Here is a 21155-nt window from a genome sequence, read left to right as displayed (position 1 = left end):
GGACGGTGTCTGGGTGGTTACTCATCGGATTCTGTCGTTCCTGTATTCATAATTTTTTCAGCCAAGCATCCGTGGCCTGGCGCATCAGCGGATAAATTCTCTCGAATATTTCCCGGCCCCGACGATAAGGGTCGGGAATATCCTGGCCGCCGTTCCAGTGGCTGAGCAAAAAGGTCTTGCCGCTGGCTTCCGGGAACTGCTGGATGATGCGGTCGCGCTGGCGCCCTTCCATGACCAGTATCAGATCCGCGTCCTGGCACAGCGCCCGGTCGAGCTTGCGGCCCTTGTGGGGGCCGCACTCCAACCCCTGGGCGGCGGCCACGTCCCGGGCAGTGGACTCCATATCGTGGCCCTCCAGACCGACCAGGCCGGCGGAGCTGATCCGCTTGTCAGGCCGGGCAGCGGCGAGCATGGCCGCCACCGTGGGGCTGCGGCAGATGTTACCGTCACAGACCACCAGGATGCGCTCAAACATCTAGTCGCTTCCCAGTTCGCTCTCGGCGCGGCCACCCAGATAGAGCGCGGTGACGCTGGGCACCAGCAGGCTCAGCACCCGGTTCCAGCGGGCCAGCGGCGCGGCGGTGACGTAGACGATATCTCGTGGCTGGAGCTCGAAGCTGTCCGCCAGCACCAGGGCGGCGGCGTCCTTGGCGTTAAGCTGGTAGACATCAATGCCGTGTTCCTGGCCGGGCTGCGCCTTGCGGAAGACGAAGATGCCGGAGGCGTCCGCTTCCCGCTCGTCCAGGCCGCCGGTGTTGGAGAGCGCTTCCGCCAGGCTCATGCCGTTACGGCCCATGGGTATGCTTTCGGGCTTAACCACTTCACCGAGCACAAAGACCTTGTTGTCGTCGCTACGCGACACGTTGACCACATCGCCGGGGCGCAGCAGCACGTTCTGGGCGGCGTTACCGTTCTCGTAGATGCCGCGCAGGGAGAGGCGGTATTCCTCACCGTCCCGGGAGAGAATCACCTGGGACCAGTTGGCGTTTTCACCGATGCCGCCGGCGGCGCTGACTGCGTCCACCAGACGCATGGGCACGTTGGTGATCGGGTAGGTACCGGGCTTGTTGACTGCGCCAGTCACGTAGATTCTTTTGCTGCGGAAGCCAGCTACCGCCACGTCCACCTGGGGCGCTTCAATGTACTCATCCAGGCGGTCGGTGATCATCTCCCGGATTTCGGTGACTTTCATACCCTCGACATGCAGCTTTCCCACGTAAGGGTAAAAAATGTTGCCATCGCTGTGTACCAGGTTGCCGGACTCCTGCGCGCTACGCATGGAACCCGCGGGGATAGTCAGTTCGGGGTGATCCCAAACAGTAATCTGCAGGACATCGCCAATGCCGACCTCATAGTCGTAGCTTTCTGGGGAGTCAGCCAGCGCCTCCGGCAGTTCCGGCGCCGGCGCCTCGTTTTGGTCGAGGATGGCGGTGGTGATGGTATGGGTTTTAATTACGTCCGGCAGGGAGGCGGCGTCCGGCTGTTCGTCTTCGGCGAACCAGCCCGGCTCCGCGTCGCGGTCGGACCCGGGCACAATGGTGCAGCCGGCGACGGCGAGCAGCAGCCCGAATATAGCCAGTGTTTTCATTATTGCTGTCATAACCGTTTGGGAGTCCTTTACCAGTCAAACGTGCGGCGCCATTGCGCCATGGCGGTGACCTGCTCGCGCTCACCGGCGAAGGTGTCCACCGCTTCGTCGGTGGCGGCCAGGGCCCAGGTGAGACGCCCGCCCAGCAGGCCGTGTTCCAGCCGTAATTCAGCCAGCACGATATCTTGTTCCGCATTGGCTTGCAGTATTTCGGCACCGTCGGGTTCAACTTGAGCCCGCTTCACGCCCTGCGCATTCAGCGTCGCGGAGGTCACCGAGGCGGTGAACACCATGCCGTTGCGGAAAAACTGCTGGCCGCCCAGGGTCAACGCGCGGGCGTCACCTTCAAAGGTGGAGGCCAGGCTGCGTCCATAGTACCGGAAGCCGCTGCGGTAGGTCCCGTGCTCGTAGGCGGTGTTGAAACGGGCATCGCTGATGGCCCGGCCTGCGACCGTGTCGGTGCCTTCCAGGAAGAAACGCTGGCTGCCGGCGCCGATGCCAGTGAGCGCGTCGAAGCCCACCAGGGCGGAGAATTTGGACGGCAGGCCGCCGGCCTCATCTTCACCCATCATCTGGCCGTAGAAGCCAGTGGGCACGCCGAATACCGGGAAGCCGGCGCGGAAATCAAAGCCGGCCACCTGGTTGCTGGGGTCATCGCCCTCGGTGAAGCCGCTGGTCTGCCCGTTGTCCTTACCGATCAAGGCATCGCCAAACGAATCCAGGCCGTCGGGCCGCCCTTCCCCGCCCCACTGGAACAACCGGGTGAGACCGATCTGCAGGAAACTGGCCGGGCGGAACGTAAGGCGACCGCCAACCAGCTTGGCGTCCGGCACCGCCCGGTCCTGCTCCAGCTGGCCGACGAAGGCCTGGAAGTCCCAGGGACCGACCCAGTTCAGCCACGGCGAGCGCGGCGCGTACTGGGTCTGGCGGCCAAACCAGAGGCCGGCCACCGGACGGGCATTGTTCGAGAGTGCCAGGGAGCTGTGGTGGCCGGGGCCCCACCAGCGGTCGATGGCACCGGCGCCAAGCTGCCAGTTACCGAACCGGCCGGCCACGAAGCTGCCGTCGGCGCGCAGCTCGCTGGTGTCTTCGCGGTCGTCGGTGTCGGTGTAGCCGGCCTGGATGCGGGCGGCGTAGCGGCGGCCGGTGAAGGACACCGCCGCCGAGCCGTCCACCTGGCCGGCGGGCTGGGCGCCGAAGTGGCGGAACAGGGGCTCTTCATTGGCGCCGCCGAGGGTGACGGTGGCGGTGCGGGTTTCGGTTTTGGCGCGGTCCAGGGCGGCACGCAAGTAGGCGGCGTGCTCGCTGGTGCGACAGGTGTCGCTGGCGCCGCGCAGACCTTCCGCCACCGCCGACCAGTTCACCGGCCAGGTGGTGGTGAGGCCGTCGAAGCAGCCCAGCGCGGAGAGCGCTTCCAGATGGTGCCGGGCGCGCAGATCCCCGGTCTCCGCCCAGGGGGCGGCGGCGGCCGTCGCGCTGACGCTTAGCAGTATCCCCAGAGCTCCGCCCTTTACTGCTCGGGCCCAGGTGGCCCGTTTGAACCCACTTAACACTGGCGGCGTCCTATCCTGATGATTGGTTTGTTCCCCGTCCCTGGGGCGAGGATTATCACCCGCACGTTTTGTCATGCCTATGACACGCAACGGCATTTTACATTGTGTTTACTATATTGCTAACCCCGGTGACAGAGCGGGGGCAGGTTTATCATTTACCGCTGGATGGGCGCAATCGGCCGATGAGGCTTGAGACCAGCTTGCGCAGATCGGCGGCCGGGAGCAGCTTCAGAGCGACGACGGCGACAAGCATGGCCAGCAGCAGCAAGGCCTTGGCGGTGATCGCCGGCCATAAAGACATCTCCGAGGCATCGATCCAGACACCCAGGGAAGATAGCCCGGTGAAGCAGAGCATCGCCAGGAAAGCACTGGGCCAGGCGTAGGGGACAGGGTAAAGACGCTGACTGATCCGTACCCAGCCGAAGAAAAACACCAGGGCGCTGGCCAGCGTGGCGATGGCGGCACCGGTCACGCCGGCCAGCGGTACCAGAGCCAGGTTGGCGACCACGCTGACGGTGGCGGACGCCAGGGTGAGCCAGAACTGCCAGTGGGTTTTCTTGGTGATGACGATACCCGGCGCGAAGATGTACATCTGCGACATCAACATGGCGGGAGCCAAATAGATCACCAGCGACGCCGCCTCGGCATAGGCGGGCTTGGCCAGCACCAGGATCGCTTCCCGGGCGAACACCGACAGAAACAGGCAGGCCGGGAACGCGAATGCCAGAAACCAACCGAACAGCGTGGCGATTTCACCGGGTGTTTCGGGGCGCCGATGGTTTTCGTAGATCAGCGGTGTCAGCGCTGCTCTAATGCCGATAATCAGTAACGCGGCGATGCCGGCGATGCGGCTGGCAATGCCGAACACACCCACTTCTTCAAGAGACATGAAATGGTTGAGCGCCAGCCTGTTCACGTAAAGGTTCAGGAATACCAGAAAGCCCGCCGGCACCAGGGGCGCCGAGAACAGCAACATTTTCTTTAGCAGGCGGGTGTCGAACAGCCGGCCGTAACTGGACCGCAGCATATAAAAACAGGCCAGCGAGGCACCGGCGGCGGCCGTGAACTGGGCCAGCATCACCCCGACCAACTTCATATCCAAAAGTACACAGAACAGCACGGCGAAACACACCGTCAGGAGCGCGTAGGCGATGCTGACGGACGCATAGGCCCGGCTTCTCAACTGCCAGCGAAACTGGTTGAGCAGCAGCAGATAAAGGCCGTTGGCGGCGATAAACAACAATCCCATGCGAAACGCCGGCAGGTACTCCGAGTCACCGAGGATCATCGACGCCAGCGGCTCGGCGAACCACAGCGCCACCGCCAGCCAGAACCCGTACATACCGAGAGAGAAAAACAGGGCGGTGCTGGCCAGGCGCCGTTTTTCATCGGCATTGGCGGCCTCGGCCCAGTGCCGGGCCAGCCCCTGGGATATCTCCAGGGCGATGGTCAGGTTGGCCAGGGCACCGAGAGTGATCAGCAGGTCATAGGCACCGTACTGTGAAACCGTCAGAACGTGGGTGTACAGCGGCAACAGAAAAAACGCCATGCCTCTGGAGAGCACGGTCGCAAGACCGTAAATCAGGCTGTCACGCAGTGCCGATTTAAGCATTTTCGTCCGCGGGCTGCTGACTTAACAGATCGGTAAGGGATGCTTCCAAGGCGGGCTTTCCCTTCAGTTGGAACGCCTCCCACCCGTAGTGATCGAATATGTACCGTACCATGGCTTTGAGCTCCTTCTCGGATACACCCACCCCCCCCAGGTACGACAGATTCTCCGGCGAACACAACCAGCTGTCGGGCACCTCATCGTTAAGCAACCGCAGATAACGCTGTGCGACGATCCGGCTATGCCATCGCCCGCGCACGAAACGGCGGGCGTCGCTGCCCAACTCTATCCGGTAACGCCTGTCGTCGATCAGACGGGCCACGGTTTCTTCCAGCTGCTCCGGCAATACATAGGCGCTGGGCGGAATGTCACCCCTATCAACATACTGGTTCACGAAAGCGGAGAAATATCCCCCTACGACCGCGGGCTTTCCATAGTGCGCCGCCTCCGTGGCGAAGAATGCCATGGGTGTGTCGGAGTAGAGCTGGTCGATGACGAAATCACAGCGCGCCAGCTCCTCCCTGACTTCGGCGTTTGGCACGCCTTTCAACTCTATAAAGTCGATGGCATAGCCTTTGTGCTTGAGACTCGCGATTACCGCGCGTATTTCGTTCGACCCTTTCAGCAGGGGTTTGGAGGGGCTATGGAGAATACGGACCGGGCCGCTTTTCGAAGCATCGTCCTCAAGCGACGGCTCCTGGGCTTCCGGTACCGGGACGCCCATGGAAAACCAATTTACGAAGTTCTTGCGATGAAACTGACCGGTGCCCGGCGCATTGACCACGTAGTGCGCGTAACGCTCCTGGAGCTGTACTGTCTTTGCTACCTTTCTTGATGCCCGGACGATTCTTGGTGCCGCTTCGGCCGGCGTCATACCCGCGGAATAGCCACCGCTCATGTACGGCGGGCGGGATTCACTGCCTAAGGAAACAAATATTATCTTTTTCCCGAGAAAGTGCAGTAAACGCAATTCAAAGCGGGTGTTGGTGAACGTTTTTCCGGCAACGAAAATGTAGGCGTCGAATAGGCGCACCGAGCGAAACAGCACGAACCAGGCAACAACGCTCTGAGCCGCGAGAAGGGCCACCCTGACGGGAAAGGGAAAGGGGGGCGTTCGCTTGAACAAGGTTCCCAGGTGCCGCCAAAGGCGCACGATCAGGCTTTTCTTCTCCTCCTCGACGTCATAGGAGAACGAATGCCGCTCTGATACATAGCTTTCGGCATCGACGCCGAGTTGCCGCAACCCCTGCACCAGATTGGCGACGAAGCCGGCGGTCTCGACGGGCGCAATCAGCACTTTCATGTCACGCATTCCCGTACCCGGCTGCTCGTCTAGTCGGCACCTGATAACACCGCCGTCAGGCTCTCGGAAACCTGGCGTATCTGGTCCGGCGTCATGCGCTCATACAATGGCAGCGCCAGCCCCTGGGCATACAGATGCGGGCCCACTTTGCATGTGTCCAGAGCGTCCCCGTACAGCCCTATCTCTTGCATACTCTGGGCGCCGAGATTGGATTCGATACCCACCGCCTTGAGCTTCGCTATCACTTCGGCCCGATCAAAACGGCCATCGAGCACCACCATGAAGGTCTGCCAGCTGTGGCCCGGGTCGGCGTTTGGCAAGGTCAACAGCCCCTCACCGGCGGGCGCGGCCAGGTTCTCCACGTACAGTGCGGCCAGTTCTCGACGATCATTGACCCATAGGTCCAGGGACGGGAGTTGGGCCCGGCCCAGAGCCGCCTGGAAGTTCGTTAAACGATAGTTCAACGACGGTTCCATAAAGCGCATACCGCTATCGGTACGCTCCATGCCGTGATTGCGCAGGCGGCGCGTTCGCCGGGCCAGTTCCGGGTTGTCGGTGGTCAACAACCCGCCCTCGCCGGTGGTCAGGGTCTTGCGCGGGTGAAAAGAAAAACACGCCAAATCCCCAAAGGTGCCGGTTTTACGCCCGTTGAGATTCGCGCCCAGAGCGCACGCGGCGTCTTCGACCACATAAAGACCGTGCTCTTTGGCGATGCCGCTGATCGCCGCCATATCGGCGGGGTGCCCGAACTCGTGCACCGGCATCACGGCTCGCAAGCGCTCAGCGCCGCGCCAGCCTTCGATGGTCTGGCGCAAGCATTGCGGATCAAGGTTGTAGGTATCCGCGCTGACATCCACCAGGACCGGGCGGGCACCCACCGCCATCACTGCATTAGCGGTGGCGGGAAAGGTGAAGTCGGGCACCAGGACCGCGTCACCGCTACCGATATCGAGCGCCATCAACGCCAGGTGCAAAGCCGCGGTGCCCGAGGACACCAGAATCGCCTCCCGGCAGCCCAGGTAAACGGCCAGTTCCTGCTCAAAGGTCTCGCTTTCCGGTCCGTGTACCAACTGTCCCGAGCGCAGCACCCGGGCCACGGACTCAATGGCCTGTTCGCTGATATTGGGCCTCGACAGGTTAATCATACGGCTCACTTACTCTGGAAAAGAGCCGGCATCTCCGGCAAATCGTCCATGTTCTTGGATATCCACTCGCCGGTGCGGAGCAGCCCCTCTTCCAAGTCCACGCGCGCTTCGAAATCGATCAGATCCTTGGCTTTATCCACATTCGGGATACGAAGCTCAATATCGGCGGAGAGCGCATCCCTGAAAACGATTTTTGATTTGGAATTGAGCACCCGGCAGATAGTCTGAGCGAGCCCGTAGATGGTGGTGACCGCCCTGGCATTACCGATATTGAAAGATTCGCCCACCGCCTTGGGCATCACCAGCGCTTTCATCAAGGCATCGATCATATCGTCGATGTAGCACCAGGCACGTATCTGAGCGCCATCGCCGAAGATATAGATATCTTCGTCTTTCAGTGCTTTACGGATCATGATGGAGATAGCGCCCTCGCCTACCTGGCCAGGACCATACACATTAAAGGGCCGAAACGTGACCGTCGGCAGGTTGTGCTGCCGGTGATAGGCGTGAGTCAGGTGCTCACCGGCCAGCTTACTGACCGCGTAGGTCCAGCGTGCCTCGCCGACGGCACCGGTGGTGGTCGAGTCGACTTCCTCGACTCGATAAGCCCGCGAACCGAAGACTTCGGAGGTGGAGAACTCGAGAAAACGCTCCACCGTACCGGCTGATTGAGCCGCCTCCAGAGCGTTGGCGGTGCCGACCATGTTCACGGTCATGGTATTGACCGGATTAACCAGGGTGTTGTCGATTCCCGCGATCGCGGCGGCGTGAATAAACACTTCCGCGCCCTTCGCCGCCTCTTTGAGAGACTCGCTATCGAGGATATCGCCCTGCTTCACAGTCAGGTTCTTGTGGCCGTGGGAGGTGCTGCGCTCCAGCGCATTCCGGCTGAGGTTGTCGTAGGCGATGATTTCGTTGTCATCAATCAGTTTGCCGATCAGCGTGGAGCCGATGAACCCGGCGCCACCAGTGATAAAAATTCGCTTTCCTTTCAGCATGTTATCTCTCTACGATTCGGTAATTTGCGCCAGGGTGCGGGTTATTGTCTCCACGTCCTCCGGCGGCAGGTAAGGGTGCATCGGCAAACTGACCACCTGCTCGGCGGCTTTATCGCCAACCGGCAAGGAAACGCTTTCGTCGCCCACCGCCGGCTGGCGGTTCAAGGGTATCGGGTAATGCACCGCCGTGGGTATACCGGCGGCCGACAACGCCTCGCGCACCTCGTCGCGGTTTTCCACACGAATGGTGTATTGCGCCCAGGCACTGGTGTTACCCGGCTCGCAATAGGGCACGGTCAATGAGCTCAAACCGCCAAGCTGCTCGTTATACAGCGCCGCCACCCGGTTCCGAAGCGTGATCTCTTCCGCCAGCAGTTCGAGTTTGGGCAACAGGATGGCGGCCTGAATGGTGTCCAGACGGCTGTTCACGCCCACCCTTATATGATGGTAGCGACGGTCCTGGCCGTGTCTGGCGATTTGCCGGATTACCCGGGCCAGCTCTTCATCGTCGGTGAATATCGCGCCGCCGTCGCCATAGCAGCCTAGCGGTTTGCTCGGGAAGAAGCTGGTGCAACCGACCGTGCTCAGCGCACAGGATTTAGCACCATTGCGCTCGGCCCCGAAACTCTGGGCGCCGTCTTCAATCACCGGCAGGCCGTGCTTAGCCGCCACGCGGTTGACGGCTTCCAGGTCGGCGCATTGGCCGTAGAGCGAGACCGGGATAATCGCCTTGGTTCTAGGGGTGATTGCCGCTTCGACGGCTGCCGGGCTGATGTTATAGGTATTCGGATCGATGTCCACGTATACCGGTTTGGCGCCCAGCAAGGCCGGCGTCTCGGCGGTGGCGATATAGCTGAAGCCGGGCACGATGACTTCATCGCCGGGGCCGATCCCGAACGCCATCTGGGCTATTTGCAGGGCGTCAGTGCCGTTGGCCACGGTAATGCAGTATTTGCTGCCGGCAAAGGCCGCCAGCCGCTCTTCGAGCTCTTCCACTTCCGGCCCCAGAATATACTTTCCGTGGGCCAGGACACGCTGAATACCGGCGTCGATCCGTTCTTTGATACGAGCCTGCTGGGCATTTAAATCGATGAATTCCATAGGTTCCCCAAACGACAGCGTTCAGTCGCTTCTTTTAGTCACACGGCCGTCGTGCAACACATAATGGGCACCGGTATGCGCACATCGCACTTCCCCGTTGCCATCCATGGGCAGATCCAACTGCTCGCCGAACTCACTCATCCAGCCGATCTGCTTGCCCGGAACGCCCACGATCAGGGCGTAATCGGGCACATCCTTATTGACCACGGCGCCGGCGCCGACGAAGGCATAGGCGCCGATGGTCACCCCGCACACAATGGTGCAGTTGGCACCCAGGGTGGCGCCCCGCTTTACGAGGGTCTCGCGATACTCGTCCTTGCGCTCGATCAGCGAACGTGGATTGTAGACGTTGGTGAACACCATGCTGGGGCCGCAGAACACGCCCTCTTCCAGGTGCACGTTGTCGTACACCGAGACGTTGTTCTGGATTTTGCAGTTGTCGCCGATGGTGACCTTGTTGCCCACGAAGACGTTCTGGCCCATGGACACGTTACGCCCTACCCGGGCCCCTCCACAGACGTGGACGAAGTGCCACACCCGCGAACCACTACCGATTTGAGCGCCCTCGTCGACGATGGCGCTTTCGTGAACCTGATAATCCATGGAATCTCCCTATCCGGGGCGGAGCAAGAATAGCGGGCTATTGTATATGGCATAGCTCGCCGGCTCCAAGGTGCCGGTTTGGAAGCTAGCTGGTGAGCACGCTGTCCCCGCGCCCGACAGCGAAATAGGCGATGCCGGCGCGCCGCAGGGCCGGCGGGTCGTAGAGGTTGCGGCCGTCGATCACCAGCGGCCGGCGCAGGCGGGCAGTGATTTCGGCGGCGTCGACCACCCGAAACTCCTTCCATTCGGTGCAGATCACCAGGGCGTCCGCGCCTTCCAGAGCCTGGTAGCGGTCGTCGGCCAGGGTCAGGTCGGGCCGCTGACCGTAAAGCCTGCGGCACTCCTGGGCGGCTTCCGGGTCGTAGGCCTGGATTCGGCCCCCTTGGGCCCAGACCGCCTCCATCAGCGACCGGCTGGGTGCCTCACGCATGTCGTCGGTGTTGGGTTTGTAGGCCAACCCCCAGACGGCGATGGTTTTGCCGGCCAGGTCGCCCTCCAGGGCCTTTTGCAGCTTGGCGAACAGGGTGTCTTTCTGGGCGCGGTTGACCTGCTCCACGGCCTGCAGGATACGCGCCGGGTAGCCGGCGTCGCGGGCCATGCTTTCCAGGGCCTGGATGTCCTTGGGAAAACAGGCGCCGCCGTAGCCGCAACCCGGGTAGATAAAGTGGTAGCCGATACGGGGGTCGGAGCCGATACCCAGGCGGACCTGTTCGATGTCGGCGCCCAGGTGCTCGGCCAGGTTGGCCATCTCGTTCATAAAGCTGATTTTGGTGGCCAGCATGGTGTTGGCCGCGTACTTGGTCAGCTCGGCGGAGCGGGTGTCCATGAAAATGAACTTGTCGCGGTTCCAGTTGTAGGGGCCGTAGCACTCGCGCATCAGCTCGCGGGCCCGTTCGGACTCGGTGCCGACCACGATGCGGGCGCCTCGGGTGAAGTCCTCGATGGCGGCGCCTTCCTTGAGGAATTCCGGGTTGGAACAGACGTCGAAATCATCCGCCCTGCCCTGCTCGGCGATCACCGCCCGCACGCGGTCGGCGGTGCCCACCGGCACGGTGGATTTGTTGATCACCAGGCGGTAACCGTCGATGTGCTCGCCGATGGCGGCGGCCACCGCCAGCACATGCTTGAGGTCGGCGGCGCCGTTCTCGCCCGCCGGGGTGCCCACGGCGATGAACAGCAGGGTGCCGAAGCGCACGGCCTGGCCGGCGTCGGTGGTGAACGCCAGGCGGCCCTCTTCGCGGTTGCGCGCCAGCATGGTTTTCAGGCCGGGCTCGTAGATGGGCACTTCGCCGCGGTCCAGGGTGCGCACCCGCTCGACGTCCACATCGGCGCACAACACCCGGTGCCCGACATCCGCCAGGCAGGCGGCGGTGACCAGGCCGACATAGCCGGCGCCGAAAACGGTGATACGCATAGACAGCTCCCCGGAGCCTGTTCAACCACTGATAAGGGTTGTCAGGCTAACCGGGCGGAGACGCTGCCGATGCTTGGAGAAAGGCGCAAAAAAGCGCCTTTTACGGGGCTTTGAGAGGTATTAAACGCCGATTTTCTCAATCAGCTGGCGCACGCACTCGCCGATGTCGTGCTCGGCGGTGTTGATCACCACTTCCGCGTTGGCGGGGGCTTCGTAGGGGCTGTCGATGCCGGTGAATTCCTTGATCTCGCCGGCGCGGGCTTTCTTGTAGAGGCCCTTGGGGTCGCGCTTCTCGCACTCTTCCAGGGGGGCGTCGGCGAACACTTCCACGAACTCGCCGTCCTCGAACAGGGCGCGGGCGGCGTCCCGGTCGGCACGGAACGGGCTGATGAAGGCGGTGATCACCACCAGGCCGGCGTCGACCATCAGCTTGGCCACTTCGGACACCCGGCGGATGTTCTCGGTGCGGTCTTCGTCGCTCATGCCCAGGTTCTTGTTCAGACCGTGGCGTACGTTGTCGCCGTCCAGCAGGTAGGTGTGCTTGCCCTGCTCGGTGAGCGCCACTTCCAGGGCGTTGGCCAGGGTGGACTTGCCGGAGCCGGACAGGCCGGTGAGCCAGATGCACTTGGGCACCTGGTTCTTCTGCTTGGCGCGGTCGTCCTTGGTGATGTGGGTCTGGTGCCAGATCACTTCGGCCTGGGACTCGTTCTCTCGGCGTTCGTACGGGCCTGACATGATGTCTCCTATTGCTCGGTTGGCAGCCTGCGGCTGCGATTCAGGATTCAGGATACAGGATTCAGGGGTGGCGCCGAGGCGCTCTGCGGCGTTGGCTGCCTTGAATCATGGCATGCAGCATTCTGGCTATGCCTTCTGCTTCCCGCTTCCAGTGATTTCCAGTTTTTACGTCTATGTAGCCGGCTTGGATACCGATCAGCACCTGTGCCCGGAGCTCGCCGGCGGAGCCCTTGGCGTAATTCAGGAAGTTCAGTTTTTCTCTGGGCGATGCCCGTTCGTGGCCTTCCGCAATGTTCGAGGGAATCGACAGCCCTGAGCGGGTTATCTGGTCTCGAAAGCCGTAATCCCGGAAACCCACGAAGTATTTGTATAGTTCCGCACTAAGGCGTGCCGACCGCTTCCATACGTCCAATTCCTCGAAGCGCATCCTTGCGTCTCCTCATAATGTGGCCGAACAGTATACCGGCTGTTTTCTCCTGAATCCTGCATCCTGAATCCTGTATCGCGCCCGCAGGGCGCTAAAACGGCCAGATCAGGGGGATCAGCGAGGTGGTCACGGCGAGGGCGACCAGGCTCATGGGTACGCCGATCTTAAGGTAATCGGTAAAGCGGTAGCCACCGGGGCCCATAACCATAAGGTTGGTCTGGTAGCCCAGCGGGGTCATGAAGCTGGCGCTGGCGGCGAACATGACGGCGACGATGAACGGCAGCGGGCTGACGCCGAGCTGCTCGGCGACGCCGGTGGCGATGGGGAACACCAGCACGGCGGCGGCGTTGTTGGTGATCACTTCGGTGAACAGGGCGGTGATCAGATACACCAGCAGCAGGGCCAGCCAGGGGCTCTGGATGCTGTCGGCGAGCATGGCGTCGACCAGCCAGGCGGCGGTGCCGCTCTGCTCCAGGGCGGTGCCCAGGGCGAAGGCGGCGCCGATCACCACCAACACCGGCAGATTGACACTGACGTTCATGCGCGCCCGGTTGACGGTGACACAGCGGGTAACCAGCAGCAGGCCGGCGGCCAGGAAGGCGGCCTCCAGCACGGACACCAGGCCGATCACGTTGACCCCGACCATGGCCACCAGAATCACCGTGGCCAGCGGCGCCCGGCTGAAGTCCGGCGGGGTGGAGTCGCTGAGCGGGCTGACCAGCATGAAGTCGCGGCGGTACTGGTACTGCTCGACGAAGGTGTCGCTGGTTTCCAGCAGCAGGGTGTCGCCGGTGCGTAGCACCTGCTCGCCGACCTTGCCGGGCAGGCGGCGGCCGCCGCGGCTGATGCTGAGGATGGCGGCCTGGTAGCGGGTGCGGAAGCCGGTGTCCTTGACGGTTTTGTTGACGCCGGGGAACTCGGGGCCGAGCACCACCTCCACCAGGCAGCGCTGGTGGTTGTTCAGGCGCAGCTTGTGGGCGCCGCCGTGGGCGGGGATCAGGCCGTTGACGCGCTGCAGCTCGCGGGCGCACTCCGGGGCGCCGATGAAGGCGAGCTGGTCGCCGGCCTGCAGCAGCTGGTCCGGGCCGACGGCGGTGAACAGCTTGTCGCCGCGCTGTATCTCGGTGAGGTAGCCGTGGGTGAGGTTACGCAGCCCGGCGTCCTGGATGCTTTTGTTGTGCAGCGGGCTGCCTTCGGGAATCACCATTTCCACATGGTATTCGCGGGCCTGCTCGACCTGCTCCACCAGGCCTTCGCGCTCGGGCAACAGGCGGCGGGCGAACAGCAGCAGAAATACGGAACCGGCGATCAGCAGCGGTACGCCCACCCAGGCCATATCGAAGATGTGGAAGCCTTCGATGCCCCGGTTCTGCATCATGCCGTCCACCACCAGGTTGGTGCTGGTGCCGATCAGCGTGCAGGTGCCGCCGAGGATGGCGGCGTAGCTGAGCGGCAACAGCAGCTGCGAGGCGGACAGCTTCAGGCGCTGGGCCCACTCCTGCACCGCCGGGATCATCATCGCCACCACGGTGGTGTTGTTGAGGAAGGCGCTGAGGATGGAAGTGGGCAGGATCAGCCGGGCCTGGCTGCCCAGGGCGCTCTTGGGCTGGCCGAGCAGCTTGTGGGCCACCCAATAGATGGCGCCGGTGTCGCGCAGGGCGGCGGCCACCACATAGAGCACCGCCACGGTGATCAGCCCCGGGTTGGCGAAGCCGGCCAGGGCCTGGTCCACGGTGATCACGTCGCCCACCAGCACCGCCACCAGCGCGGCCATCATAGTGACCTCGGCGGGCACGCGGTTGGAGGCCAGCGCCGCCAGCACCGCGAATACCACCAGGGATGTGTAGATCATTTCGGGGGTCATGGACAGCCAAGCACCGGGCTAAAAGTTGCAGGTTGCGAAGAGAGCGATGGTACCTGTGCCTTTATAACCTGCAACTGTGAGTTTGTTCTTTACTTATAACAGGCCGCTTGTAGGAGCGGGCCTTGCCCGCGAAAGGCAATCCCCTTTTCCTGCACCGTTTTCGATACCATGTGTTACAATGCACATGCCAGATAACACATTGGCTATATCACATGAGAAATGAGGAATACCCATGAGCACCATGACCTTCCGGGTCGAAGACGACCTGAAGCATGAGTTTTCGAGGCTGGCGAAGGCCGATGATCGCAGCGGGGCTCAACTCCTGCGCGATTTTATGAGGGCCTACATACGTCAGAAACAACAAGCCGCGGATTACGACGCCTGGCTCACCACGAAGGTGGAGCAGTCGAGGGCATCGGCGGACGCTGGCAACCTGGTCCCGGCGGCGGATGTGGAGGCCCGCTTTGCGGCGCGCCGTGCCGTAACCCGGACCAATCTAATAAGGGAAGAGGATGGAGATTTTCTGGACAGAAGAAGCGATTGAGGACCGTAGCAAGATTTACGATTACCTTGAGGAAAAGAACCCGCCCGCGGCAATTGCCATCGATGATTTGTTCTCGGAGCGCGCCGCCCTATTGATTGATCACCCCGAAAGCGGGCGGGTTGGCCGGGTTCCTGGTACCCAGGAAGCCGTGGTACACGAGAATTACATGATGGTTTACGACCTTGTCGGAGACCAGGTTCGCGTGCTGAACGTCGTTCATACGGCCAGGCAGTGGCCGCCGTCGAACGCTGGCGACGCGAACCGTTCCTGAGAGCCTGACCGCGATTCAAGAGCTGCCGGCACGACCTGCCTGCAGCTTGTCGCTCCTATTTCTCCCGGTTACAAATGAGGCGGGCCTCTTCCAGGGCGGCGGTGCGGTGCTTGGTGGCCTGCTTGTATTCCGGGTCGGCGAGCATTTGCGCGAACGCCTGGATCGACGGGTAGCGCACCAGCAGCACTTCGTCCCAGCGCTCGCCTTCCGGGGCGATCACGCCGGCCAGGGTGTCGCCTGCCCACAGCATTTCGCCGCCCACGCCTTTGACCTTCTCGAACGCCACCAGGGAATAGCGGCGGTAGGCTTCGCGGCCGTCGTAGTCGGCTTCGCCATCCTTGTAGCGGGCTTTGTCGCGGAAGCGCAGCAGGTTGAGCATGACGATGGGGGTGTCGGCGGGAATGCTTTTGAGGATGTCCGGCAGGCGTTTCGGATCCGGGTCGACGACGGGCATGATGTGCTCTCCTTGATTTTGATTATTGGCAATCAGGTTGCCCCTTCCCCGCCCCGCCGCCAATGGTGAGATGCGCCAATTCCATGGGCGGCCTTGCGGCGGGAGCAGAAGGACACGATAGATTGATAAGATCATGTAAGATTTCTACATTTCGGATCACAACGAGCACAATAGATAGGTAAGCCTCTCTCTAGTAGGATTCCTTTGTGATAGTGGCATGTAGAAGATGCTCCTCCCGAGATAGGTGTCAGTTATGTCAGACAAGCCCAAGACCGTTTCCAGCACCCGTTTCTCGGATTTTATCCGCAATGCCTCTTCGGCTGAGCGCAAGCAGGTCTATAAAGACGTGCTGGTGCGGGCCACCGAACGGCAGAAGCGTCTGATCGCTGAAGCTGAAGCCGCTAAATAGCCTGTTCAGCGGGCGCAGCACTCCCGCCCTACCCCCGGCTCTATCCTCAATTTTAAACCTCTCCCCGCCGGTGCCAATTCTATGGGCGCCACCGGAGGCAATGGGTCGGACTATCAAGGAACCTCTCTGGAATCTTGCCGGCCGGCTAGGCCGGCCTTTCGCGGGCGGGGCCCGCTCCTACAAGGAGGCCGTTGGCGGCGCAGAAGGCGCGGAGGTCGTCCAGGTATTGCTCCGGCGCGGTGACGCGGGCCGTCACCTGCTGGCTGTACTGGATCTCTTCCAGGCGGGCGCCGTGCTGGTCGCACCAGTGGCGCAGGGGCTGCTCGTCGGCGAAGCCGAGCTGCAGGGTGAGCGTCTGCTCGGGGATCTGTTCGGTGACCCGCATGGCGGAGAGCACCGCTTCGGCGGCGCCGGCGTAGGCGCGCACCAGGCCGCCGGCGCCCAGTTTGACGCCGCCGAAGTAGCGGCTGACCACCACCATGACGTCGCCCACCCCTTTGTGCTGAATCACGTTGAAGATCGGCTTGCCGGCGGTGCCGGAGGGTTCGCCGTCGTCGTTCATGGCGCCCTGGCCGGACTGGGGGTCGCCGATCAGCCAGGCGTGGCAGTGGTGGCTGGCGTCCGGGTAGCGGGCGCGGGCCTGCTCGAGCACGGCCTGGGCCTGGTCGCGGTCCTGGACCGGGCGCAGCCAGGCGATGAAGCGGCTTTTGTTGATGATCAGTTCGCGGTCGACGGGGCCGGCGGGGGTTGGGTAAGTCATTGAGAGAGGATAGCAGAGACCTTGCTGGAGAGGGCTCTGGGATCCTGCCGGCCGGCTTTGCCGCCCTTTCGCGGGCTGGGCCCGCTCCCACAAATCCCGCTCCCACAAGGCTCGAGCCCTACCTGATTAGGGGATGTGAACGGTTGTCGCCGGTCCGTAGTGTCTTCGGCACAACAAAAGCGGATAACTGGAAGCGACATGGAAACGACGATTTTTACGCGCCGGCGCGGCGGCACCGTGCTGATGGGGGCTCTGGTCCTGGCGATCACCGCCTGCGGTGGGGGTGGCGGCAGCAGTGGCGGCGGCGGTACCGGGGGCACGGGCGGCGGTGGCGGCGGGCCCGACGCCGGCGGCCTGGCGCTGGCGTCCAACAGCCCGGTTGACGGCGCCACGCAGAAGGCGGATTACCCGGTGGTGGCGGTGTTCTCGGCGCCGGTGGACCCGGCCAGCGTGGACCGGGATTCCTTCATGGTCACCGCCGGCGTCAATGAGGTGGACGGCACCTTCAGTTACAGCGACGACGGCTCGGTGGTGATCTTCAAACCTAATGCGGATCTGGTGGACGGCCAGGCGTACACGGTGACGTTGGACGGCATCACGGATCAGTCCGGCGACGCGCTGGACGCGGCGCAGAGCTGGGATTTCACCGCCAACGCGGTGGCCGACTACACCTGCGCGGTGGGCCCGGTGCCCGCGAGCCTCAACCTGAACGCGGAGCAGGACGCCTACTATTCTCAATACGCGGACGCCAACGGCCTGCCGGTGCTGGGCGGTAATCTGGTGTCGGCGGCGGCGCTGACCCACGCCTGCGAGACCATTCTGGGGATGATGAGCCTGCGCCAGGATCTGCTGGCGGAAATGATCGCCAACGGCACGATCGCGGCGGTGACCGGCGACGGCGAGGGGATCACGCAGATTCCCGCCTACTCGGACCTGGATACCGTCTTCCCGATCACCGGCGACACCTGGGACAACCGCGCCCGCGGCGGCCTGGGCGCCACCAAGGCGCGGCCGGTGAGCAGCGGCACCGAGGAGAACGTGCTGTGCTACGGCAACGACCCGTATCAGGACGGCGGCGTGCACGAGGACATCTTCCTGCACGAGTTCGCCCACTCGGTGGACCTGATGGCGCTGGAAGACCTGGACCCGGACTTCCTCGACGCGCTGCAGGCGGCTTACGACGATGCCGTCGCCAACAACCTGTTTGAGAACACCTACGCGGACGACAACGTGGAAGAGTACTGGGCGGAAGGGGTGCAGACCTGGTTCAACGCCAACCTGGAGTCCGATCCGCCCAACGGGCTGCACAACAGCGTCAATACCCGTGCGGAGCTGGAGAGCTACGATCCGGCGCTGCACGGTCTGATCTCACGGATTTTTCCCACCGACTACGACGGTGGCTGCCCTGCGGGCGCGCCCTGATCCCGACCTGCCGGTTACGCGCCTTGGGGGCGCACCACGGCCCGCTTCGGCGGGCCGTTTTTATTTGTGCGAGCGAAATTGTGGGAGCGGGCCTCGCCCGCGAAAGGGAGCGAAGCTCCCGGCGGGATACCAGAGGTCTCTGGGATCAGGGTTGGAGGGTTCAGGCCGAGAAGGCGCGGGCAAAGTCCCGGAAATCATCCAGATGTTCGTGGCAAAGCTGGAAGACGATGTTCCAGTTCACCGCTTCATAATTATGGACGACGATATTGCGAAAACCGACCGCGCCTCTAAGACGGTCAGCCAGCTCTTGGGGAATTTTGTCGCCCTGCGCCAACAGCGAGAAGGTCTCGCCCATGGTTTGCGGCGCACCCAGATCGTCTTGATCCGCGAGCCAATGGGCCGCTATATCAACGCAAAGCTGTATCGCCCGGGTAAGATTCAACGACACAATATCCTGAGCGTCCAGGTCCTCGGACAACAACTCAGGCGTATCCGGACAACGCTCATGGAGCCGGCGCACACAACGTCGCAGCGACTCAAGTTTTTGGTCGATTATGACTTGATCCATGCGCGCCGCCGTGTTTCCAGAATGTGTTTCTGCAGCGGGATAAAATCCTCGCCATTGGTTAGGTGGCGGCTTAGCAATATCGCCATATGGGTCGGCGCGCCCAGCAATCGCCGCCCTTCTTTCAAGATTTGTCCGAGCAGGGGTTCTCCGACACGGTTTAAATCCACCAAGTCCACAGAACGTCCCAAAGCACCGGCGAGCGCCTTGATCATGGCCTGCCGCTGCTCAACGGTTAGCGGACTTTCCAGCATCACACCGATATCCAAATCACTGGCGGCAGTCGCTTCACCACGAGCCATCGAACCAAACACCACTACCAGCCGGGGACTGAACGGCTGGAGTGCTGCTTTAATAAATTGGTCTGTGTCTGTCGGTATCATTGTCCGAGAATAGCATCTCTATGGCATCAGGACGACGGCGCCGTGGGTGCGGCGGGCTTCCATGTCGTCGTGGGCCTGGCCCACGTCCTGGAGGGCGTAGCGGACCGGGTCGTCGGGGGTGAGGATGCCGTCGCGCAGGGCCTGGAAGAAGGCGTCGGCGGCGGCGTCGCGGTCGGCCGGGTCGGCGGTGTAGTGGCCGAGCATGGGCCGCACCACGGTGAAGGAGCCGGCGGCCAGGCGCGGCATGGCGAGCGGCTCCACCGGGCCGGAGGACTGGCCGAAGTTGACCAGGTGGCCGCGCGGGGCCAGGCAGGCCAGGGAATCGTAGAAGGTGTCCTTGCCGACGGAGTCGTAGGCGACGTCCACGCCGCGGCCGTCGGTGAGCTGCTTGACGGTGTCCACCACGTTCTGTTCCCGGTCGAGAATCACATGGTGGCAGCCGTGCCGGCGGGCGCGCTCGGCTTTGTCCTGGCTGCCGACGGTGCCGATCACGGTGGCGCCCAGGTGGCGCGCCCACTGGCACAGCAACTGCCCGACCCCGCCGGCGGCGGCCTGGACCAGGATGATGCTGCCCTCGCGGACCGGGAAGACGTCGGTGAGCAGGATGCGGGCGGTGAGGCCGCGCACCATCATGCCGGCCACCAGCACGTCGTCGATGTCGTCCGGCAGGCGCACCAGCCGGCCGGCGTCGATCAGACGCTGGTCGGCGTAGGCGCCGTAGTTGCCGGAGGTATAGGCGACCCGGTCGCCGGCGGCGAACGCGGTGACGCCCTCGCCCACCGCTTCCACCACGCCGGCGGCTTCCAGCCCGGGAATGCCCGGCAGCGTCAGGGTCTGGTAGAGCCCGGAGCGCACGTAGATGTCGTGGAAGTTGACGCCGATGGCGGTCTGCTTGAGACGCACCTGGCCGGGGCCGGGCTCACCCACCGTGACCGTTTCCGGTCGCAGCACCTGCGGCCCGCCCGCTTCGTGCATGATCATCGCTGTCGCCATGGTGCCTCCTGCTTACTAAACGTGTACTTCCAGGTCCACCGGGATGTTGCCGCGGGTGGCGTTGGAGTAGGGGCACACCTGGTGGGCGGTGTTGACCAGCTCTTCGGCCTGCGCCTGCTCCAGGCCGGGCAGCGTGACGCTGAGGGTGACGGCGAGACCGAAGCCCTGGCCGTCGGGGCCGATGCCCACTTTGCCGTCGATGTGGGTGTCTTCGGGCAGCTTCACCTTGGCTTTGCCGGCGACCAGCTTGAGGGCGCCGAGGAAGCAGGCGGCGTAGCCGGCGGCGAACAGTTGCTCCGGGTTGGTGCCTTCACCGCCGGCGCCGCCGAGGGCCTTGGGGGTGGTGAGTTTGACGTTGAGCTGGTCGTCGCTGGACACGGCGCGGCCGTCACGGCCGCCGGTGGCGCGGGCTTCGGCCTGGTAGAGGATTTTTTCTACGGACATGGTGGTTCTCCTTTGGGTTTGAGAGATGGCTCTGGAATCCTGCCGGGTGGCTATAAGCCACCCTTTCGCGGGCGGGGCCCGCTCCCACAGGGCCCGCTCCTACGATAATTTCTGGCGGAGGTCGTCGAGCTGGGCTTTCAGGGCCGCCAGTTCTTCTGGCTCGCACTGGCTGGCGCAGGCCGCCGCTTCGGGGATCGCTTCGGCGCGCTCACGCAGGGCGCGGCCCTGGTCGGTGAGGCGCACTTCCACGCGGCGCTCGTCGTCGGCGGCGCGGCGGCGGGCGATCAGCCCGGCGCTTTCCAGGCGCTTGAGCAGCGGCGTCAGGGTGGCGGAATCCAGGAACAGGCGCTCGCCGATGCGCGACACGCTGAGCGGGTCGTCGCTGTCGGCGCCCTCCTCCCACAGCACCATCATCACCAGGTATTGGGGATAGGTGAGGTCCAGCTCGCGCAGCAGTTTCCGGTAGACCTTGGCCATGGCCAGGTTGGTGGAATAGAGGGCGAAGCAGACCTGCAGGTCGAGCTTGAGCAGGGTGTCGGTGCGATTAGTCATAGCGCGATATTAAATAGC

The 21155-nt window shown here is 63.1% G+C and carries 24 protein-coding genes; 4 read left to right on the top strand and 20 right to left on the bottom strand.

Going from position 1 to position 21155, the window contains the following annotated elements; all coding sequences use genetic code 11:
• Positions 1-46 precede the first annotated feature (46 nt).
• The 13 genes from ACMG4O_RS08770 to ACMG4O_RS08710 all read right to left on the bottom strand — a co-directional run bounded on the left by ACMG4O_RS08770 (position 47) and on the right by ACMG4O_RS08710 (position 14340).
• On the bottom strand, positions 47-475 hold the full coding sequence (locus ACMG4O_RS08770) for a low molecular weight protein-tyrosine-phosphatase (RefSeq protein WP_414433613.1): 429 nt from the start codon (positions 473-475) through the stop codon (positions 47-49).
• Positions 476-1588, bottom strand: a complete 1113-nt coding sequence (locus ACMG4O_RS08765) for a polysaccharide export protein (protein WP_414433612.1) — start codon at positions 1586-1588, stop codon at positions 476-478.
• Positions 1589-1617: 29 nt separating this feature from the next.
• Positions 1618-3141, bottom strand: coding sequence for a capsule assembly Wzi family protein (locus ACMG4O_RS08760; RefSeq protein WP_414433611.1), 1524 nt, complete (start codon positions 3139-3141; stop codon positions 1618-1620).
• 151 nt (positions 3142-3292) lie between these two features.
• Positions 3293-4753: an oligosaccharide flippase family protein gene (locus ACMG4O_RS08755; protein WP_414433610.1), complete on the bottom strand. Its 1461-nt coding sequence runs from the start codon at positions 4751-4753 to the stop codon at positions 3293-3295.
• Positions 4746-6053, bottom strand: a complete 1308-nt coding sequence (locus ACMG4O_RS08750) for a glycosyltransferase (RefSeq protein WP_414433609.1) — start codon at positions 6051-6053, stop codon at positions 4746-4748. Before ACMG4O_RS08750 ends, ACMG4O_RS08755 begins: the two co-directional genes overlap by 8 nt.
• A gap of 29 nt (positions 6054-6082) precedes the next feature.
• Positions 6083-7198, bottom strand: a complete 1116-nt coding sequence (locus ACMG4O_RS08745) for a DegT/DnrJ/EryC1/StrS family aminotransferase (protein ID WP_414433608.1) — start codon at positions 7196-7198, stop codon at positions 6083-6085.
• A 5-nt stretch (positions 7199-7203) separates the two neighbouring features.
• Positions 7204-8196, bottom strand: a complete 993-nt coding sequence (locus tag ACMG4O_RS08740; RefSeq protein WP_414433607.1) for an NAD-dependent epimerase/dehydratase family protein — start codon at positions 8194-8196, stop codon at positions 7204-7206.
• A 9-nt stretch (positions 8197-8205) separates the two neighbouring features.
• Positions 8206-9297: a DegT/DnrJ/EryC1/StrS family aminotransferase gene (locus tag ACMG4O_RS08735; protein WP_414433606.1), complete on the bottom strand. Its 1092-nt coding sequence runs from the start codon at positions 9295-9297 to the stop codon at positions 8206-8208.
• A 21-nt stretch (positions 9298-9318) separates the two neighbouring features.
• Complete coding sequence (locus ACMG4O_RS08730) at positions 9319-9900, bottom strand: acyltransferase (protein ID WP_414433605.1); 582 nt, start codon at positions 9898-9900, stop codon at positions 9319-9321.
• An 85-nt stretch (positions 9901-9985) separates the two neighbouring features.
• Positions 9986-11314, bottom strand: coding sequence for a UDP-glucose dehydrogenase family protein (locus ACMG4O_RS08725; RefSeq protein ID WP_414433604.1), 1329 nt, complete (start codon positions 11312-11314; stop codon positions 9986-9988).
• A 120-nt stretch (positions 11315-11434) separates the two neighbouring features.
• Positions 11435-12049: an adenylyl-sulfate kinase gene (cysC, locus tag ACMG4O_RS08720; RefSeq protein WP_414433603.1), complete on the bottom strand. Its 615-nt coding sequence runs from the start codon at positions 12047-12049 to the stop codon at positions 11435-11437.
• Between the two features lie 61 nt (positions 12050-12110).
• Positions 12111-12476, bottom strand: a complete 366-nt coding sequence (locus ACMG4O_RS08715) for a four helix bundle protein (RefSeq protein WP_414433602.1) — start codon at positions 12474-12476, stop codon at positions 12111-12113.
• A gap of 91 nt (positions 12477-12567) precedes the next feature.
• Positions 12568-14340 (bottom strand): SLC13 family permease, encoded by a 1773-nt coding sequence (locus ACMG4O_RS08710; RefSeq protein ID WP_414433601.1) that lies wholly within the window; start codon positions 14338-14340, stop codon positions 12568-12570.
• A gap of 232 nt (positions 14341-14572) precedes the next feature.
• On the opposite strand from ACMG4O_RS08710, the gene ACMG4O_RS08705 reads away from it, so the two are divergent.
• Together ACMG4O_RS08705 and ACMG4O_RS08700 are read left to right on the top strand one after the other, a co-directional pair.
• The gene (locus tag ACMG4O_RS08705) at positions 14573-14884 is read left to right on the top strand and encodes a CopG family ribbon-helix-helix protein (protein ID WP_414433600.1); all 312 of its coding nucleotides are present in this window, start codon (positions 14573-14575) and stop codon (positions 14882-14884) included.
• On the top strand, positions 14853-15155 hold the full coding sequence (locus ACMG4O_RS08700; protein WP_414433599.1) for a type II toxin-antitoxin system RelE/ParE family toxin: 303 nt from the start codon (positions 14853-14855) through the stop codon (positions 15153-15155). The genes ACMG4O_RS08705 and ACMG4O_RS08700 overlap by 32 nt, the downstream gene beginning before the upstream one ends.
• A 55-nt stretch (positions 15156-15210) precedes the next feature.
• On the opposite strand, the gene ACMG4O_RS08695 is transcribed toward ACMG4O_RS08700, so the two are convergent.
• Entirely contained in the window at positions 15211-15609 is a 399-nt protein-coding gene (locus ACMG4O_RS08695) for a DUF1330 domain-containing protein (protein ID WP_414433598.1), read from the bottom strand.
• Positions 15610-15862: 253 nt separating this feature from the next.
• Here ACMG4O_RS08695 and ACMG4O_RS08690 point away from each other — a divergent pair, with 253 nt between their 5' ends.
• Entirely contained in the window at positions 15863-16018 is a 156-nt protein-coding gene (locus ACMG4O_RS08690) for a hypothetical protein (protein ID WP_194855635.1), read from the top strand.
• A gap of 145 nt (positions 16019-16163) precedes the next feature.
• On the opposite strand, the gene ACMG4O_RS08685 is transcribed toward ACMG4O_RS08690, so the two are convergent.
• A complete protein-coding gene (locus ACMG4O_RS08685; protein ID WP_414433597.1) occupies positions 16164-16778 on the bottom strand; it encodes an IMPACT family protein in 615 nt (204 codons plus the stop codon).
• Between the two features lie 198 nt (positions 16779-16976).
• Here ACMG4O_RS08685 and ACMG4O_RS08680 point away from each other — a divergent pair, with 198 nt between their 5' ends.
• Positions 16977-18200 carry an Ig-like domain-containing protein gene (locus ACMG4O_RS08680; protein WP_414433596.1) on the top strand — a complete coding sequence of 408 codons (1224 nt, stop codon included), beginning with the start codon at positions 16977-16979 and terminating at the stop codon, positions 18198-18200.
• 160 nt (positions 18201-18360) lie between these two features.
• On the opposite strand, the gene hepT is transcribed toward ACMG4O_RS08680, so the two are convergent.
• The 5 genes from hepT to ACMG4O_RS08655 form a co-directional block, all read right to left on the bottom strand.
• Positions 18361-18768, bottom strand: a complete 408-nt coding sequence (gene hepT, locus ACMG4O_RS08675) for a type VII toxin-antitoxin system HepT family RNase toxin (protein ID WP_142948383.1) — start codon at positions 18766-18768, stop codon at positions 18361-18363.
• On the bottom strand, positions 18753-19148 hold the full coding sequence (gene mntA, locus ACMG4O_RS08670) for a type VII toxin-antitoxin system MntA family adenylyltransferase antitoxin (RefSeq protein ID WP_142948382.1): 396 nt from the start codon (positions 19146-19148) through the stop codon (positions 18753-18755). The genes hepT and mntA overlap by 16 nt, the downstream gene beginning before the upstream one ends.
• Positions 19149-19166: 18 nt before the next feature.
• Entirely contained in the window at positions 19167-20141 is a 975-nt protein-coding gene (locus ACMG4O_RS08665) for a quinone oxidoreductase family protein (protein ID WP_414433595.1), read from the bottom strand.
• 15 nt (positions 20142-20156) lie between these two features.
• Entirely contained in the window at positions 20157-20585 is a 429-nt protein-coding gene (locus ACMG4O_RS08660; RefSeq protein ID WP_194855632.1) for an organic hydroperoxide resistance protein, read from the bottom strand.
• Positions 20586-20684: 99 nt separating this feature from the next.
• Positions 20685-21137, bottom strand: a complete 453-nt coding sequence (locus ACMG4O_RS08655; RefSeq protein ID WP_414433594.1) for a MarR family winged helix-turn-helix transcriptional regulator — start codon at positions 21135-21137, stop codon at positions 20685-20687.
• Positions 21138-21155 lie beyond the last annotated feature (18 nt).

This window comes from Alloalcanivorax venustensis (assembly GCF_047495515.1).
Taxonomy (GTDB): domain Bacteria; phylum Pseudomonadota; class Gammaproteobacteria; order Pseudomonadales; family Alcanivoracaceae; genus Alloalcanivorax; species Alloalcanivorax venustensis.
Note: the sequence above shows the minus strand (reverse complement) of the source record. Positions and strands in the feature narration are given on the sequence as shown.